At 60.1% G+C, this 15017-nt stretch carries 15 protein-coding genes; all 15 read right to left on the bottom strand.

Going from position 1 to position 15017, the window contains the following annotated elements; all coding sequences use genetic code 11:
• Window positions 1-8: 8 nt before the first annotated feature.
• Entirely contained in the window at window positions 9-320 is a 312-nt protein-coding gene (locus ASF04_RS16075) for a DUF2818 family protein (RefSeq protein WP_056143694.1), read from the bottom strand.
• Window positions 320-1825, bottom strand: a complete 1506-nt coding sequence (gene nuoN, locus ASF04_RS16070) for an NADH-quinone oxidoreductase subunit NuoN (protein ID WP_056143691.1) — start codon at window positions 1823-1825, stop codon at window positions 320-322. The genes ASF04_RS16075 and nuoN overlap by 1 nt, the downstream gene beginning before the upstream one ends.
• A gap of 36 nt (window positions 1826-1861) precedes the next feature.
• Window positions 1862-3361, bottom strand: coding sequence for an NADH-quinone oxidoreductase subunit M (locus tag ASF04_RS16065; protein WP_056143688.1), 1500 nt, complete (start codon window positions 3359-3361; stop codon window positions 1862-1864).
• A 31-nt stretch (window positions 3362-3392) separates the two neighbouring features.
• Window positions 3393-5498 carry an NADH-quinone oxidoreductase subunit L gene (gene nuoL, locus ASF04_RS16060; protein WP_056143686.1) on the bottom strand — a complete coding sequence of 702 codons (2106 nt, stop codon included), beginning with the start codon at window positions 5496-5498 and terminating at the stop codon, window positions 3393-3395.
• Window positions 5499-5545: 47 nt separating this feature from the next.
• Window positions 5546-5854, bottom strand: coding sequence for an NADH-quinone oxidoreductase subunit NuoK (nuoK, locus tag ASF04_RS16055; protein WP_019920323.1), 309 nt, complete (start codon window positions 5852-5854; stop codon window positions 5546-5548).
• Entirely contained in the window at window positions 5851-6501 is a 651-nt protein-coding gene (locus tag ASF04_RS16050; protein ID WP_056143684.1) for an NADH-quinone oxidoreductase subunit J, read from the bottom strand. The genes nuoK and ASF04_RS16050 overlap by 4 nt, the downstream gene beginning before the upstream one ends.
• 81 nt (window positions 6502-6582) lie before the next feature.
• Window positions 6583-7071 carry an NADH-quinone oxidoreductase subunit NuoI gene (nuoI, locus tag ASF04_RS16045; protein WP_019920325.1) on the bottom strand — a complete coding sequence of 163 codons (489 nt, stop codon included), beginning with the start codon at window positions 7069-7071 and terminating at the stop codon, window positions 6583-6585.
• 13 nt (window positions 7072-7084) lie between these two features.
• Window positions 7085-8170, bottom strand: coding sequence for an NADH-quinone oxidoreductase subunit NuoH (nuoH, locus tag ASF04_RS16040; RefSeq protein WP_019920326.1), 1086 nt, complete (start codon window positions 8168-8170; stop codon window positions 7085-7087).
• Complete coding sequence (nuoG, locus tag ASF04_RS16035; RefSeq protein ID WP_056143681.1) at window positions 8170-10491, bottom strand: NADH-quinone oxidoreductase subunit NuoG; 2322 nt, start codon at window positions 10489-10491, stop codon at window positions 8170-8172. The genes nuoH and nuoG overlap by 1 nt, the downstream gene beginning before the upstream one ends.
• Before the next feature lie 18 nt (window positions 10492-10509).
• Window positions 10510-11805, bottom strand: a complete 1296-nt coding sequence (gene nuoF, locus ASF04_RS16030) for an NADH-quinone oxidoreductase subunit NuoF (protein WP_019920328.1) — start codon at window positions 11803-11805, stop codon at window positions 10510-10512.
• Window positions 11802-12290 (bottom strand): NADH-quinone oxidoreductase subunit NuoE, encoded by a 489-nt coding sequence (gene nuoE, locus ASF04_RS16025; RefSeq protein WP_019920329.1) that lies wholly within the window; start codon window positions 12288-12290, stop codon window positions 11802-11804. The genes nuoF and nuoE overlap by 4 nt, the downstream gene beginning before the upstream one ends.
• 12 nt (window positions 12291-12302) lie before the next feature.
• Window positions 12303-13556, bottom strand: a complete 1254-nt coding sequence (locus tag ASF04_RS16020; protein WP_056143678.1) for an NADH-quinone oxidoreductase subunit D — start codon at window positions 13554-13556, stop codon at window positions 12303-12305.
• Window positions 13556-14149, bottom strand: coding sequence for an NADH-quinone oxidoreductase subunit C (locus ASF04_RS16015; protein ID WP_056143675.1), 594 nt, complete (start codon window positions 14147-14149; stop codon window positions 13556-13558). Before ASF04_RS16015 ends, ASF04_RS16020 begins: the two co-directional genes overlap by 1 nt.
• Window positions 14146-14622: an NADH-quinone oxidoreductase subunit B family protein gene (locus tag ASF04_RS16010; RefSeq protein ID WP_019920332.1), complete on the bottom strand. Its 477-nt coding sequence runs from the start codon at window positions 14620-14622 to the stop codon at window positions 14146-14148. Before ASF04_RS16010 ends, ASF04_RS16015 begins: the two co-directional genes overlap by 4 nt.
• A 3-nt stretch (window positions 14623-14625) precedes the next feature.
• Window positions 14626-14985 (bottom strand): NADH-quinone oxidoreductase subunit A, encoded by a 360-nt coding sequence (locus ASF04_RS16005; RefSeq protein ID WP_026637003.1) that lies wholly within the window; start codon window positions 14983-14985, stop codon window positions 14626-14628.
• Window positions 14986-15017: the final 32 nt, after the last annotated feature.

Below are 15017 nucleotides of genomic sequence, written 5' to 3'. Positions count from 1 at the left end.
GCGGAACATTAATCGCGGGGGCGGCGCAGGTAGCGCACGATGAAGCCCGGAAAGCCGAGCACCAGGAACAGGCAGGCGGAAATCGCGTAGAACTCCCAGGTCTGGGGGAAGCGCGTGCCGATCTGCGCTTCGAGCGCCATGCCGATGGCGCCCACCACGAAGTACAAGCCGATCATCTCGGCCAGCCGTACGTACAGCGGCTTGGCTTCGTTCGACCACCGTGCTGGCACCAGGGCCAGCACCTTGTCGTTAAAGAATGGCAGGTTGGCGGCCGCGATAGCAATTGCGATCACCAACCAGCTGGCAACATTGACGTCCATCAGGTAGCCAGCGTCACTTTCATGGCGGCGGCGCACACGGCCAGCAGCGGGCCTGGCAGCACGCCCAGCGCCAGGATGGCAACGCCGTTCAGGCTCAGGACCACTTTCATGTCGGCCGGGGCATCCAGCGGTGCGCTGTCAACCGGCTCGTCGAACCACATGGTTTTGACGATGCGCAGGTAGTAGTAGGCGCCGATCAGCGAGAACATCACCGCGATGATGGTCAGCCATACCTGGCCGGTGCCCAGTACTGCGTTCAGTACCGAGAACTTGGCGGCAAAGCCGACCAGCGGTGGCACGCCGGCCATCGAGAACATCATGATGGTCATCATCAGCGCGAACCAGCCGCTGCGCTTGCCCAGGCCCTTGAAGTCGGCGACGTTGTCGGCGTCGAAACCGGCGCGCGACAGCAGCATCAGCAAGCCGAAGGTGCCCACGGTGGTCAGCACATAGGTAACCACGTAGAACATCGACGCGCTGTAGGCCGCTTCCATGCCGCCGGTACCGACGGTGGTGCCCACGCCCGACAGCAGGCCCAGCAGCACGAAGCCGATTTGGGCGATGGTCGAGTAAGCGAGCATACGTTTCAGGTTGGTCTGAGCGATGGCGGTTAGGTTACCGATCACCAGCGACATCACGGCCAGGACCATCAGCATTTGCTGCCAGTCGCCTGCCAGCGGCAGCAGGCCTTCCACCAGCAGGCGGATGCAGACGGCAAAGGTGGCGATCTTCGGTGCGCCGCCCAGCAGCAGGGTCACTGCGGTTGGCGAACCTTCGTACACGTCCGGTACCCACATGTGGAATGGCACGGCGCCCAGTTTGAATGCCAGGCCAGCAACCAGGAACACGATACCGAACACCAGGATGGTCGGCTTGATGGTGCCGGCAGCAACGGCAGCAGCCACTTTCGAGATTTCCAGCGTGCCGGTGGCGCCGTACAGCATCGACATACCGTACAACAGGAAGCCCGAAGCGAGCGCGCCGAGGACGAAGTACTTCATCGCCGCTTCGGTAGCCTTGTGGTTGTCACGGCGCAGGGCGACCAGCGCGTACAGCGACAGCGACATCAGTTCCACACCGAGGTAGATGGTGAGGAAGTGCGAGCCCGAGATCATGATCATCTGGCCCAGGCCGGCGAACAGCGCCAGGACGTAGAACTCGCCGCCCAGGTTGCCGGTCATCATGCCGCGCTGGGTGGTGTACTGGCGCGAATAAATCAGGGTGAGTCCCAGTGCCAGGTACGTGAACAGCTTGAGCAGGTTCGACATCGGGTCGGACACGTACATGCCGTTAAACGTGTACGTGGTGGTGCCGGCCATGAAGTCGCCGTAGCTGATGGTCGCGCAAACGGCCAGCAGTGCCAGCGAAAGCAGGTACGTGATCGAGCGCTTGGACTCCGACAGGTACATGTCGACCAGCAGCAATAGCGAAGCGCCGACGATCATCGTGACCTCGGCATACGCCGGGGCGATGTTGAACGCCTCTTGTGGAATAGGTGTAATCATTAGGATTTTCTCGATGTTCCGGTGTTCAATTTCATTTTAAGGCAACTTGCTTTTGGCAACATGGGCCAGCAGGTCGGCCACCGACGTTTGCATGGTGTCGGTGAACGGCGCTGGGTACAGACCCATGTACAACACGGCAATCGCCAGCACGCCCAGCATGAAGAACTCGCGTCCATTCACGTCGACCAGTGCGGCCACATGGTGGTTGGTCACTTTGCCGAAGATCACGCGCTTGGCCATCCACAGCGAGTAAGCCGCGCCGAAGATCAAAGCCGTGGCAGCCAGCAGGCCAATCCAGAAGTTGTACTGCACCGCGCCCAGGATCACCATGAACTCGCCGACGAAGCCGGAGGTTGCTGGCAGGCCGCAGTTGGCCATCGAGAAGAACACGAACAGTGCTGCGAACTTCGGCATCTTGTTGACCACACCACCGTAGTCGGCGATCTGGCGCGAGTGGGCCTGGTCGTACAGCACACCGATACACAGGAACATGGCGCCCGAGATGAAGCCGTGCGAAATCATTTGCACGATACCGCCCTGCACGCCGATCGGATTGAAGATGAAGAAGCCCAGGGTGACAAAGCCCATGTGCGCAATCGACGAATAGGCGACCAGTTTTTTCATGTCCTTCTGGACCAGGGCCACCAGGCCGATGTAGATCACGGCGATCAGCGACAGCGTGATCACAAAGCCCGACAGGTAGTGCGACGCGTCAGGGGTGATCGGCAGCGAGAAGCGCAGGAAACCATAGGCACCCAGTTTCAGCATGATCGCGGCCAGCACGGCGGAACCGCCGGTAGGCGCTTCCACGTGGACGTCCGGCAGCCAGGTGTGGACCGGGAACATCGGTACCTTCACGGCAAACGCCATGAAGAACGCGGCAAAGATGAAGATCTGTTCCTTCATCGTCAACGGCGCCAGGTGCCAGTCGAGGATGTTGAAGCTGCCGGTGGTGCGGTACAGGTAAATGATTGCGACCAGGGTCAGCAGCGAACCGAAGAACGTGTACAGGAAGAACTTGAACGAGGCGTACACGCGGTTTTCACCGCCCCACACGCCGATAATGATGTACATCGGGATCAGGGTCGCTTCGAAGAAGAAGTAGAACAGCAGGCCGTCCATGGCGCAGAACACGCCGATCATCAGGCCGGACAGGATCAGGAACGCGCCCATGTATTGTGCGACGCGCGACTGGATCACCTGCCAGGCCGAGATCACCACGATCACCGTGATGAAGGCGGTCAGCGGCACGAACCACAGCGACAGGCCGTCGATGCCCAGCGAGTAGTAGATGTTGAAGGTGTCGATCCACTTGCTGCTTTCCACGAACTGCATGCCGTGATGGGCATTGTCGAAGTTGGTAATCAGCGGAATCGTTGCTGCAAAGCTGATGATGGCGCCGATCAGCGAGCCGATACGTACCAGGCCGGCGTTGGTGTCGCGGCCGAGCGCCAGAATCAGGGCGCCGAACACGATCGGGAGCCAGATCGCCAGGCTCAGGTACGGAGGTAATGTAGATATGGTTGACTGCATCATGGTTTTCGTTATCTCTATGCGTATCAGCTAATTAAGCGTGCCAAAACGGCAGGAAGTAGACCAGGAACCCCAGGATGCCCAGGATCATCACGAAGGCGTAGTGGTAGATGTAACCCGTCTGTCCCAAACGTGCCAGCTTCGAGAACCAGTTCACGACCTTGGCGCTGCCGTTGACCAGCAGGCCGTCGATCAGGGTCTTGTCGCCGACATTCCACAAGCCGTTGCCCAGCAGGCGGGCACCGCCGGCGAACACCACCTCGTTGAACTTGTCCATGTAGTACTTGTTCTCGAGCAGCGTGTGCACTGCGGTGAACTTGGCGAAGAACCAGGCCGGTACCCGTGGATTGATCATGTAGCAGTAGTACGCGCTGGCCACACCGGCAATTGCCAGCCACAGCGGCAAGGTCGTCAGCGAGTGGATCGCCATCGCCATGGCGCCGTGGAACTCTTCGCCCAGGATTTCCATGGCCTTGTGGTTTTCACCGACAAAGATCACGTTCTTGAAGAAGTCGCCGTGCAGCATCGGGCCGATGGCCAGGTAGCCGATGATGACCGAAGGAATCGCCAGCATCACCAGCGGGAACCAGACCACGAATGGCGATTCATGCGGCTTCTGGCCAGGTTCCAGGCCATGGTGGGCGTGGTCGTCTTCGTCTTCCTCGTGGTGGTCGTCATGACCGTGGGCATCATGTGCACCGTGGGCAGCTTTTGGTGCGTGCGCATCGTGGTGGGCATCGTGACCGTGAGCATGGGCCTGGCCGAAACGCTCTTTACCGTGGAACACCAGGAAGTACATGCGGAACGAGTAGAACGCGGTCACGAACACACCGGCCAGTACGGCGAAGTTGGCAAAGCCGGCGCCCCAGATGTGGGTCTCGTGCACGGCTTCGATGATCGAGTCTTTCGAGTAGAAACCCGAGAAGAACGGCGTACCGATCAGTGCCAGCGAACCGAGCAGCGACGTGATCCAGGTGATCGGCATGTATTTACGCAGGCCGCCCATGTTGCGGATGTCCTGGTCGTGGTGCATGCCGATGATGACCGAACCGGCGCCCAGGAACAGCAGTGCCTTGAAGAATGCGTGGGTCATCAGGTGGAATACGGCCACCGAGTAAGCGGAGCAACCGAGTGCCACGGTCATGTAGCCGAGCTGCGACAGCGTCGAGTAAGCGACCACGCGCTTGATGTCGTTCTGGATGATGCCCAGGAAGCCCATGAACAGCGCGGTAATCGAACCGATCACCAGGATGAACGACAGCGCGGTGTCCGACAGCTCGAACAGCGGCGACATGCGCGACACCATGAAGATGCCGGCGGTAACCATGGTCGCGGCGTGGATCAGTGCCGAAATCGGGGTAGGACCTTCCATCGAGTCCGGCAGCCACACGTGCAGCGGGAACTGGGCCGATTTACCCATGGCGCCGATAAACAGGCAGATGCACGCTACGGTCAGCAGCGCCCAGTCGGTGCCTGGCAGGGTCAGCAGCGCCAGTTCGTCTTTCTTGGCGAACACTTCCTGGTAGTTCATGGTGCCGGCGTAGGCCAGCAGCAGGCCGATGCCGAGGATGAAGCCAAAGTCGCCCACGCGGTTGACCAGGAATGCCTTCATGTTGGCGATGATCGCGGTAGGACGCTTGTACCAGAAACCGATCAAGAGGTACGAGACCAGGCCCACTGCTTCCCAGCCGAAGAACAGCTGCAGGAAGTTGTTGGCCATGACCAGCATCAGCATCGAGAACGTGAACAGCGAGATGTACGAGAAGAAGCGGTTGTAGCCTTCGTCTTCGGCCATGTAGCCGATGGTGTAGATGTGCACCATCAGCGACACGAACGTGACCACGCACATCATCATCGCGGACAGCGTATCGATCTGGAAGCCGACCTCGAAGTTGATGCCGGCCACCGTCATCCAGTGGTAGACGGTGCCGTTGTACGTGGCGCCGTCAAGCACCTCGTTGAACGTCATCGCCGACAGGATGAAGGCGATCAGCACGCCCAGGATGGTGGCCGTGTGGGAAGTTTTGCGTCCCACGACATTGCCAAAGAATTTGGTTCCTAACAAACCCGCAATCGCGGAGCCGACCAGCGGCGCCAGAGGTACGGCCAGTAGGAGGTTAGGGTTGAGAGTACCCGCCATGATGAACCTTAATCGTTATTTTTCGAAATGAGAACCAAGCCGCGGGATTAACCCTTGAGCCTATCGAGGTCTTCCACATTGATGGTGTCCAGATTACGGAACAGCACCACCAGGATCGCGAGGCCGATCGCTGATTCAGCAGCGGCCACGGTCAGGATGAAGAAAACAAAGATCTGGCCGGCTGCGTCGCCCAGGTAGTGGGAGAACGCGATGAAATTCATGTTCACTGCCAGCAGCATCAGTTCGATGGCCATCAGCAGAACGATGATGTTCTTGCGGTTCAGGAAAATACCAACGATCGAGATCGCGAACAGTATCGCGCCAAGAACCAGGTAGTGAGCAAGCGATAAAGTCATGGGGTCTCCTTATTCTCTGCCGAACCCGAAGCCAAGTCAGCCGCGCCTGCTGCGCGCGCGCTGACCGGGGCGATCTTGACGATCTTCAGGCGGTCGTTACGCTTGACGCGGACAGCATCGGCCGGGTCGAAATGTTTGGTGTCCTTGCGCTTGCGCAGGGTCAGGGCCACGGCGGCAACGATCGCCACCAGCAGGATCGCCGCAGCGATCTCGAAGCCATAAACATATTTGGTGAAGATCAGGATGCCCAGTTCCTTGGTGCCGCCGATGTTACCGGCAGCAACGGCCTGGGTATCGAACGACAGGAACGACTTCCACAGCACGGCAGCCATTTCGAGCACGATGATCACGCCGACGAAGCTCGCTACCGGCAGGTAGCTCCAGAAGTTTTCGCGCAGCCTGCCGGTGTCGATGTCGAGCATCATCACCACGAACAGGAACAGCACCATGACCGCGCCCACGTACACGAGCACCAGCACGATGGCCAGGAACTCGGCTTCGAGCAGCATCCAGATGCCGGCGGCCGAGAAGAATGCCAGCACCAGGAACAGGGCCGCGTGGACCGGATTGCGGGCCGTGATAACGCGCGTGGCAGCCAATATCATGATGGCTGCAAAGGCGTAGAACAAAGCAGTTTTAAATTCCATAACTAACCCAAGAGACGTACAGTTTTTGTTTGAACCACCACTGCGGCGGGGCTGCAGGCTTGCGCCCTGCCCCGCCTGTCGTCAGCGGTAAGGAGCGTCCGCGGCGCGTGCTTCGGCGATCTGGTTTTCGTAACGATCGCCCACGGCCAGCAGCATTTCCTTGGTGTAGTACAGGTCGCCGCGTTTTTCGCCGTGGTATTCCAGCACGTGCGTTTCGACGATCGAATCGACCGGGCACGACTCTTCGCAGAAACCGCAGAAGATGCACTTGGTCAGGTCGATGTCGTAACGCGTGGTGCGGCGCGAACCGTCGTCGCGCTGCTCCGATTCAATCGTGATCGCCATCGCCGGGCACACTGCTTCGCACAGTTTGCAGGCGATGCAGCGCTCTTCCCCGTTCGGGTAGCGGCGCAGTGCGTGCAGGCCACGGAAGCGCGGCGACATCGGCGTCTTCTCTTCCGGGTACTGCACGGTGATCTTGCGCGAGAACATATACTTGCCCGTCAGCGCCATCCCTTTGATCAGTTCGGTCAGCATGAAGCTGCCGATGAAGTCTTTTAAGCGTTCCATTTGTGTCTCTTCCTTAGTTCCAGATATTCCATGGGGAATGCATCCAACCAGCCACGAACACCAGGTACACCAGGGTCAGCGGAATGAACACTTTCCAGCCCAGACGCATGATCTGGTCGTAACGGTAGCGTGGGAAAGTACCGCGCACCCAGATGAAGACGGACACCAGGAAGAACGTTTTGGCGAACAACCAGAAGAAGCCGCCGAAACCGCCCCAGAATTCCAGGAACGCAAACGGTGCCGACCAGCCGCCGAGGAACATGATCGAGGCCAGGGCCGCGATCAGGATCATGTTGGCGTATTCGGCCAGCATGAACATGGCGTACGCCATACCCGAGTATTCCACCATGTGACCGGCAACGATTTCCGACTCGCCCTCGACCACGTCGAACGGGTGACGGTTACATTCGGCCAGGCCCGAGGTCAGATAGACCACGAACAGCGGCAGCAACGGCAGCCAGTTCCACGACAGGAAGTTGACGCCATGCGATGCCATCGTGCCCGCTTGCTGGCTGGCGACGATATCGCCGAAGTTCAGCGAACCGGTAATCATCAGCACCACAACCAGCACGAAACCCATCGGGATTTCGTACGAAATCATTTGTGCCGAAGCGCGCATCGCACCCATGAACGAGTACTTCGAGTTCGACGCCCAGCCGGCGATGATGATGCCGTAGACTTCCATCGACGTGATCGCCATCAGCAGCAGCAGGCCGGCATTCACATTGGCCAGCACGGCTTCGGGACCGAAAGGCACCACCGCCCAAGCGGCCAGCGCCGGCATGATGGTCATGACCGGACCGATCACGAACAGGCCAGGGTTGGCCTTGGCCGGGGTGATGATCTCTTTGAAGAGCAGTTTCAGTGCATCGGCGATCGGCTGCAGCAAGCCGCCCGGACCGACGCGGTTCGGGCCGATACGGATCTGGATGAAGCCGATCAGCTTGCGCTCCCACAGGGTCAGGTAAGCAACCAGGCCCATCAGTGGCAGCAGCACCACCACGATCTTGATCAGGTTCCAGACGATAGGCCAGACCGGGGCCAGCGGGCTGTTGGCGCCCAGGTCGTGCAACGTCGTGACGAATTCAGGCAACGCCATTATTTCACCTCTCCTGCTTTTTCAACGGTGATGGCACCGAACATGCTGCCCAGCGCAGCGGTCGAACGGTGGGCCGCAGCAACGCGCACGGCGTTCGCTGGCAGCTTGGCGTCAACGGTGGCAACCAGGACTGCGCTGCCGTTACCTTGCGTAACCTTGACGGTGTCGCCGGCCACCACGCCCAGCTGCTGCGCCAGTGCGCTCGACAGGTGCGCTTTCGGCGCAGCCGCGTCGGCCATCTTTTGCAGCGACTCGGCACGGCGCACCACGGCGTCGGCAAAGTAGATCGGTACGTCGGCGATACGTTCCACGCCGGTCGACACCGAGGTCGAAGCCACGGCAGCTTGCGCAGCCTTGTTGTTGAGCTTGGCAGCAACGTCGAAGTTGCCAGCGCCTAGCACTTCGTCGCGGATCGCTTCCGAGGTGTCGTAGTCGAAACCGGACAGGCCGAGGATGTTGCCCAAAACGCGCAGCACTTTCCATGCAGGGCGGGTTTCCAGCAGCGGCTTGACGGTGCCGTTGAAACTTTGTGCACGGCCTTCGCAGTTGACGAACGTGCCCGAGGTTTCGGAGAATGGCGAGACCGGCAGCAGCACGTCGGCGTAGTCCATGCCGTGCTTGAAGGCGGACATGACCACGACCATTTCGGCCTTGTTCAGCGCGGCAATCGCGGCTTGCGGATTGTATGCGTCCAGCTCAGGCTCGACGTTCAGCAACACGTAGGCTTGCTTGGCTTCCGAGAATGCCGGCGCGGTGGCGCCGTTGGCATTGACGATGTAAGCGCCGACGGTGTTGGCCGCTTCGGTCAGGTAACCGAGCGTTGCGCCAGTTTGCTCGGCCAGCCACTGGGCCGCCGCGTGCAGCGCGCCAGCTTGCGGGTGTTGCACGGCAGCGTTACCGAGGAAGATACCTTTGCGCTCGCCCGACACCAGCGAAGCAGCCACTGCCTTGGCAGCGTCCGATGCTTCGATGCCGTCGAAACCGGTAGGGGCGGCAACCGACTTGGCGGCAGCAACTGCGGAAACGATTTGCGACAGGCTTGATAACCATTCGCTAGGAGCGGCGATGACTTTGCTCGACACGTTCATCAGCAGGTCGTCGTCGGTGGCGTGCAGCACGGACAGCTTGGCGCCGCCCTTCACTGCCGCGCGCAGGCGGGTGGCCAGCAGCGGATGGTCCTTGCGCAGGAACGAGCCGATCACGAACGCGCGGTCCAGTTGACCGAAGTCGTTGATGGACATGCCCAGCCACGGCGTCACACCTTGCAGCGAGAAGTCGGACTGGCGCAGACGGGTGTCAACGCTGGTCGAACCCATGGCGCGGGTGAGCTTTTGCAGCAGGTGCAATTCTTCGAGCGTGGAGTGCGGCGTGGCCAGGGTGGCCAGCGCGTTGTCGCCATGCTCGTGGCGGATGTTTTTCAGGCCGTGCGCCACGTATTCGAGCGCGGTCTGCCAATCGACTTCTTTCCACTCGCCGCCTTGCTTGAGCATAGGCTGGGTGAGACGGTCGGCGGCTTCCAGGCCTTCGTACGAGAAGCGGTCCTTGTCGGAAATCCAGCACTCGTTGACGGCGTCGTTTTCCAGCGGCAGTACGCGCTTGACCTTGCCGCCCTTGACTTGCACGATCAGGTTGGCGCCCAGGCCGTCATGCGGCGAGACCGATTTGCGGCGCGACAGTTCCCACGAACGGGCGCTGTAGCGGAATGGCTTCGACGTCAGTGCGCCGACCGGGCACAGGTCGATCATGTTGCCGGACATTTCCGAGTTGACGGTCTGGCCGACGAACGAGGTGATTTCCGAGTGTTCGCCACGGCCGATCATGCCCAGTTCCATCACGCCGGCCACTTCCTGGCCAAAACGTACGCAACGGGTGCACTGGATGCAGCGCGCCATCTCTTGCATCGAGACCAGCGGGCCGGCGTCTTTCGGCACGACCACGCGCTTGTCTTCTTCGTAGCGCGATTCGCTCTTGCCATAACCAACTGCCAAGTCTTGCAACTGGCACTCGCCGCCCTGATCGCAGATCGGGCAGTCCAGCGGGTGGTTAATCAGGAGGAATTCCATCACCGACTTTTGCGCCTGCACGGCCTTGTCGGACGCGGAACGCACGATCATGCCGGCCGATACCGGCGTGGCGCAGGCAGGCAGCGGCTTCGGTGCTTTTTCCACTTCGACCAGGCACATGCGGCAGTTGGCGGCGATCGACAATTTCTTGTGATAGCAGAAGTGCGGGATGTACGTCCCCAGCTTGTTGGCGGCGTCCATCACCATGCTACCAGCAGGGACTTCGACTTTTTTGCCGTCTATTTCGATTTCAACCATGGTGATTGTTACCAGCTTTTAGATATATGCGGGCACACAGCAATTCTTGTGCTCGATATGGTGTTCAAATTCTTCGCGGAACTGCTTGATGAACGCACGCATCGGCATCGCCGCAGCGTCGCCCAGCGCGCAAATCGTGCGGCCCTGGATGTTGTCGCAAATGGAGTTCAGCACGTCCAGATCGGAAGCACGGCCCTGGCCGTTTTCGATGCGATGGATCATGCGGTACATCCAGCCCGTGCCTTCGCGGCAAGGGGTGCACTGGCCGCACGACTCTTCGAAGTAGAAGTACGCCAGGCGTTCCATGGCCTTGACCATGCAACGGGTTTCGTCCATGACGATGACCGCGCCCGAACCGAGCATCGAGCCCGCCTTGGCGATCGAATCATAGTCGAGGTCGGTTTGCATCATGATCTCGCCACGAATCACCGGCGACGAGGAACCGCCAGGAATCACAGCCTTGATCTTTTTGCCGCCGCGCATGCCGCCAGCGAGTTCCAGCAGCTTGGCAAAGGGCGTGCCCAGGGGGACTTCGTAGTTGCCCGGACGCTCGACGTCGCCCGAGATCGAGAAGATCTTGGAACCGCCGTTGTTCGGACGACCGATGGCCAGGTACTTTTCCGGGCCCATGTTCAGGATGAACGGGACGGCAGCAAAGGTCTCGGTGTTGTTGATCGTGGTTGGCTTGCCGTACAGGCCGAACGACGCCGGGAACGGCGGCTTGAAGCGCGGCTGGCCCTTCTTGCCTTCGAGCGACTCCAGCAGCGCGGTTTCTTCGCCGCAGATGTAGGCGCCGTAGCCGTGGTGCGCGTGCAACTGGAAGCTGAACTCGCTGCCCATGATGTTGTTGCCCAGGAAGCCGGCAGCGCGCGCCTCTTCCAGCGCTTCTTCAAACAACTGGTACTCGGCAAAGATTTCGCCGTGGATGTAGTTGTAGCCGACGGTGATGCCCATCGCGTAGGCGCCGATGGCCATGCCTTCGATCAGCGCATGCGGGTTGTAACGAATGATGTCGCGGTCCTTGAACGTCCCAGGCTCGCCCTCATCTGTGTTACATACCAGGTACTTCTGGCCCGGGAACTGACGGGGCATGAAGCTCCACTTCAGGCCGGTCGGGAAGCCCGCACCGCCACGGCCGCGCAGCGACGACGCTTTCAGGTCGGCGATGATCTGTTCCGGGGTGATCTTTTCTTCGATGATGCGGCGCAAGGCGCTGTAGCCGCCGCGCTTGACGTAATCTTCGAGGTGCCAGTTTTCGCCGTCGAGGCCGGCGAGAATGACAGGGTCGATGTGACGATTGTGGAGTGACGTCATTTGGCGCTCCCGCTCAGTTCACCGACCAGGGTGTCGATTTTATCGTTGGACATGAAGCTGCACATGCGGTGATTGTTCACCAGCAGCACCGGTGCGTCGCCGCAGGCGCCCATGCACTCCCCTTCCATCAGCGTGAATTCGCCGTCGTCCGTGGTGCCACGGTAGTCGATGCCCAGCTTTTGCTTGAGGTGCTGCGCGGCGCGCTCGCCCCCCGACAAGGCGCATGGCAGGTTGGTGCACACGGTGATCTTGTGCTTGCCGATGGGCTTCAAGTTGTACATATTGTAGAAAGTGGCCACTTCCTGCACGGCGATTGCCGGCATGCGGATGTAGTCGGCCAGTTCCTGCATGGTTTCCGGCGAGATCCAGCCCAGTTCCACCTGGGCGTGCGCCAGCGCCGCCATCACGGCGGACTGACGCTGGTCGTCCGGGTACTTGGCCAGCTCGCGGTCGATTTTTTGATAGCACTGCTCTGATAACAACATACTTTTTGCCTCTTAGCGGTCAATACTGCCGAACACGATGTCCTGCGTACCGATGATGGTCACGGCGTCGGCAATCATGTGGCCGCGCGACATTTCGTCCAGCGCTTGCAGGTGCACATAGTCGGGCGTGCGCAACTTCATGCGGTATGGCTTGTTGGCGCCGTCCGACAGCAGGTACACGCCAAACTCGCCTTTCGGGTGTTCCACGGCGGCATACGCTTCGCCTGGTGGCACGTGGAAGCCTTCGGTAAACAGCTTGAAGTGGTGGATCAGCGATTCCATGTTGGTCTTCATGTCCACGCGGCTAGGCGGGGCAACCTTGTGGTTGCTGGTGATGACCGGACCTGGATTGTTGCGCAGCCACTCCACGCACTGCTTGATGATCTTGTTCGACTGGCGCAGCTCTTCCACGCGCACCAGGTAGCGGTCGTAGCAGTCGCCGTTGGTGCCGATGGCCACGTCGAAGTCCATCAGGTCGTACACTTCGTACGGCTGGTGCTTGCGCAAGTCCCACTGGATGCCCGAACCGCGCAGCATGGCGCCGGTAAAGCCCATGGCCAGCGCGTCTTCCGGCGACACCACGCCGATGCCAACGGTCCGCTGTTTCCAGATTCGGTTATCGGTCAGCAGCGTTTCGTACTCGTCCACGTAGCCGGGGAAACGATTCGTAAACGCTTCGATAAAGTCGAGCACCGAACCCTGGCGGTGTTCGTTCAGGTCGGCAATCGCCTTGGCCGAACGGATGATCGATGGCTTGTGCTGCGGCATCGCGTCCGGCAGGTCGCGGTACACGCCGCCCGGGCGGTAGTAGGCCGCGTGCATGCGCGCGCCCGATACGGCTTCGTACACGTCGAACAGGTCTTCGCGGTCTCGGAAGCAGTACAGGAACGGACCCATCGCACCAACGTCAAGCGCGTGCGCGCCCAGCCACATCAGGTGGTTCAAAATACGGGTGATTTCGTCGAACATCACGCGGATGTATTGCGCGCGCAGCGGCACTTCCAGGCCCAGCAGCTTTTCGATGGCCATCACGTAGGCGTGCTCGTTGCACATCATCGAGACGTAATCGAGGCGGTCCATGTACGGCACCGACTGCAGGTAGGTCTTTTGCTCCGCCAGCTTTTCGGTACCGCGGTGCAGCAGGCCGATGTGCGGGTCGGCGCGCTGGATCACCTCACCGTCGAGCTCGAGCACCAGGCGCAGCACGCCGTGCGCGGCCGGGTGTTGCGGACCGAAGTTCAGGGTGTAATTCTTAATCTCAGCCATTATTTAATCCCGTAGTTTTCTTCGCGGATCACGCGCGGCACGTTTTCACGCGGCTCGATGGTGACCGGCTGGTAGATCACGCGCTTCTGCTCGGGGTCGTAACGCATTTCGACATAGCCCGACACCGGGAAGTCCTTGCGGAACGGGTGGCCGATAAAGCCGTAATCGGTCAGGATGCGGCGCAAGTCGTTGTGGTTCTCGAACAGGATGCCGAACATGTCGAACGCTTCGCGCTCGAACCAGTTCAGGCAGCGCCACAGCGGCGTCAGTGACGGGAACACCGGCATTTCGTCGTCGCTGGCGAAGCAGCGCACGCGCACGCGCCAGTTGTACTTGAGCGACAGCAGGTGGATCACGACCGCGAAACGCTGGCCGTCCCAGGCGCCTTCGCCATAGGTGAGGTAGTCGACGCCGCACAGGTCGATGGCCTGCTCGAAACCGAGCGACGCATCGTCGCGCAGGGTCTGCATCACGCCATAGTAGTCGGCTTGCTTGACGGTGATGGTGATCTCGCCGAGCGCCACGACCGTACTAACGCGTTCGCCCAGGGCAGTGCCGAGGGCGGTTTGGAGTTGTTCTAATTTGGTAGTCATCGTGCGATGGTGTTGGTACGCTTGATCTTGTTCTGCAGCTGCATGATGCCGTACAGCAGCGCCTCAGCGGTGGGCGGACAGCCTGGCACGTACACGTCAACCGGCACGATGCGATCGCAGCCGCGTACAACCGAGTACGAGTAGTGGTAGTAGCCGCCGCCGTTGGCACAGGTGCCCATCGAAATGACCCAGCGCGGTTCCGGCATCTGGTCGTAGACCTTGCGCAGCGCAGGGGCCATCTTGTTGCACAGCGTGCCGGCCACGATCATCACGTCGGACTGACGCGGCGAAGGACGGAACACCACGCCGAAGCGGTCCATGTCGTAACGGGCCGCGCCCACGTGCATCATTTCAACCGCACAGCAGGCCAGACCGAACGTCATCGGGAACATCGAACCCGTACGCGCCCAGTTGATCAGCTTGTCAGCCGAGGTAGTGATGAAACCTTCGTTTAATACGCCTTCAATAGCCATGGCTTATTCCCAATCAAGGGCACCTTTCTTCCAGATATACCAAAAACCGACCACGAATTCAGCGATGAAGCTCATCATCACCAGGAATCCGTTCCAGCCCAGTTCGCGCACGGAGACGCCCCAGGGGAAGAAGAATGCCGTTTCCAGATCGAACAAAATAAAGAGGATAGCGACGAGGTAGTAACGCACGTCGAATTTCATGCGCGCATCTTCGAAAGCTTCGAAGCCGCATTCATAGGGGGACAGTTTGGCGAAGTCAGGCTTGTTTGGTCCGAGCACGTGGCCCAGTACCTGGGGAAGGATACCTACGCCGAGACCGACGAGGATGAACAACAGAACGGGGAGATAATTTTCGAGGTTCACGATTGATGAGCTTTTATTGAACGCTTGGTTTG

It is taken from the genome of Duganella sp. Leaf61, from assembly GCF_001421905.1.
Lineage (GTDB): Bacteria > Pseudomonadota > Gammaproteobacteria > Burkholderiales > Burkholderiaceae_D > Rugamonas > Rugamonas zoogloeoides.
The sequence above is the reverse complement of the archived record's forward strand: the minus strand, read 5'-3'. Positions and strand labels throughout refer to the sequence as shown.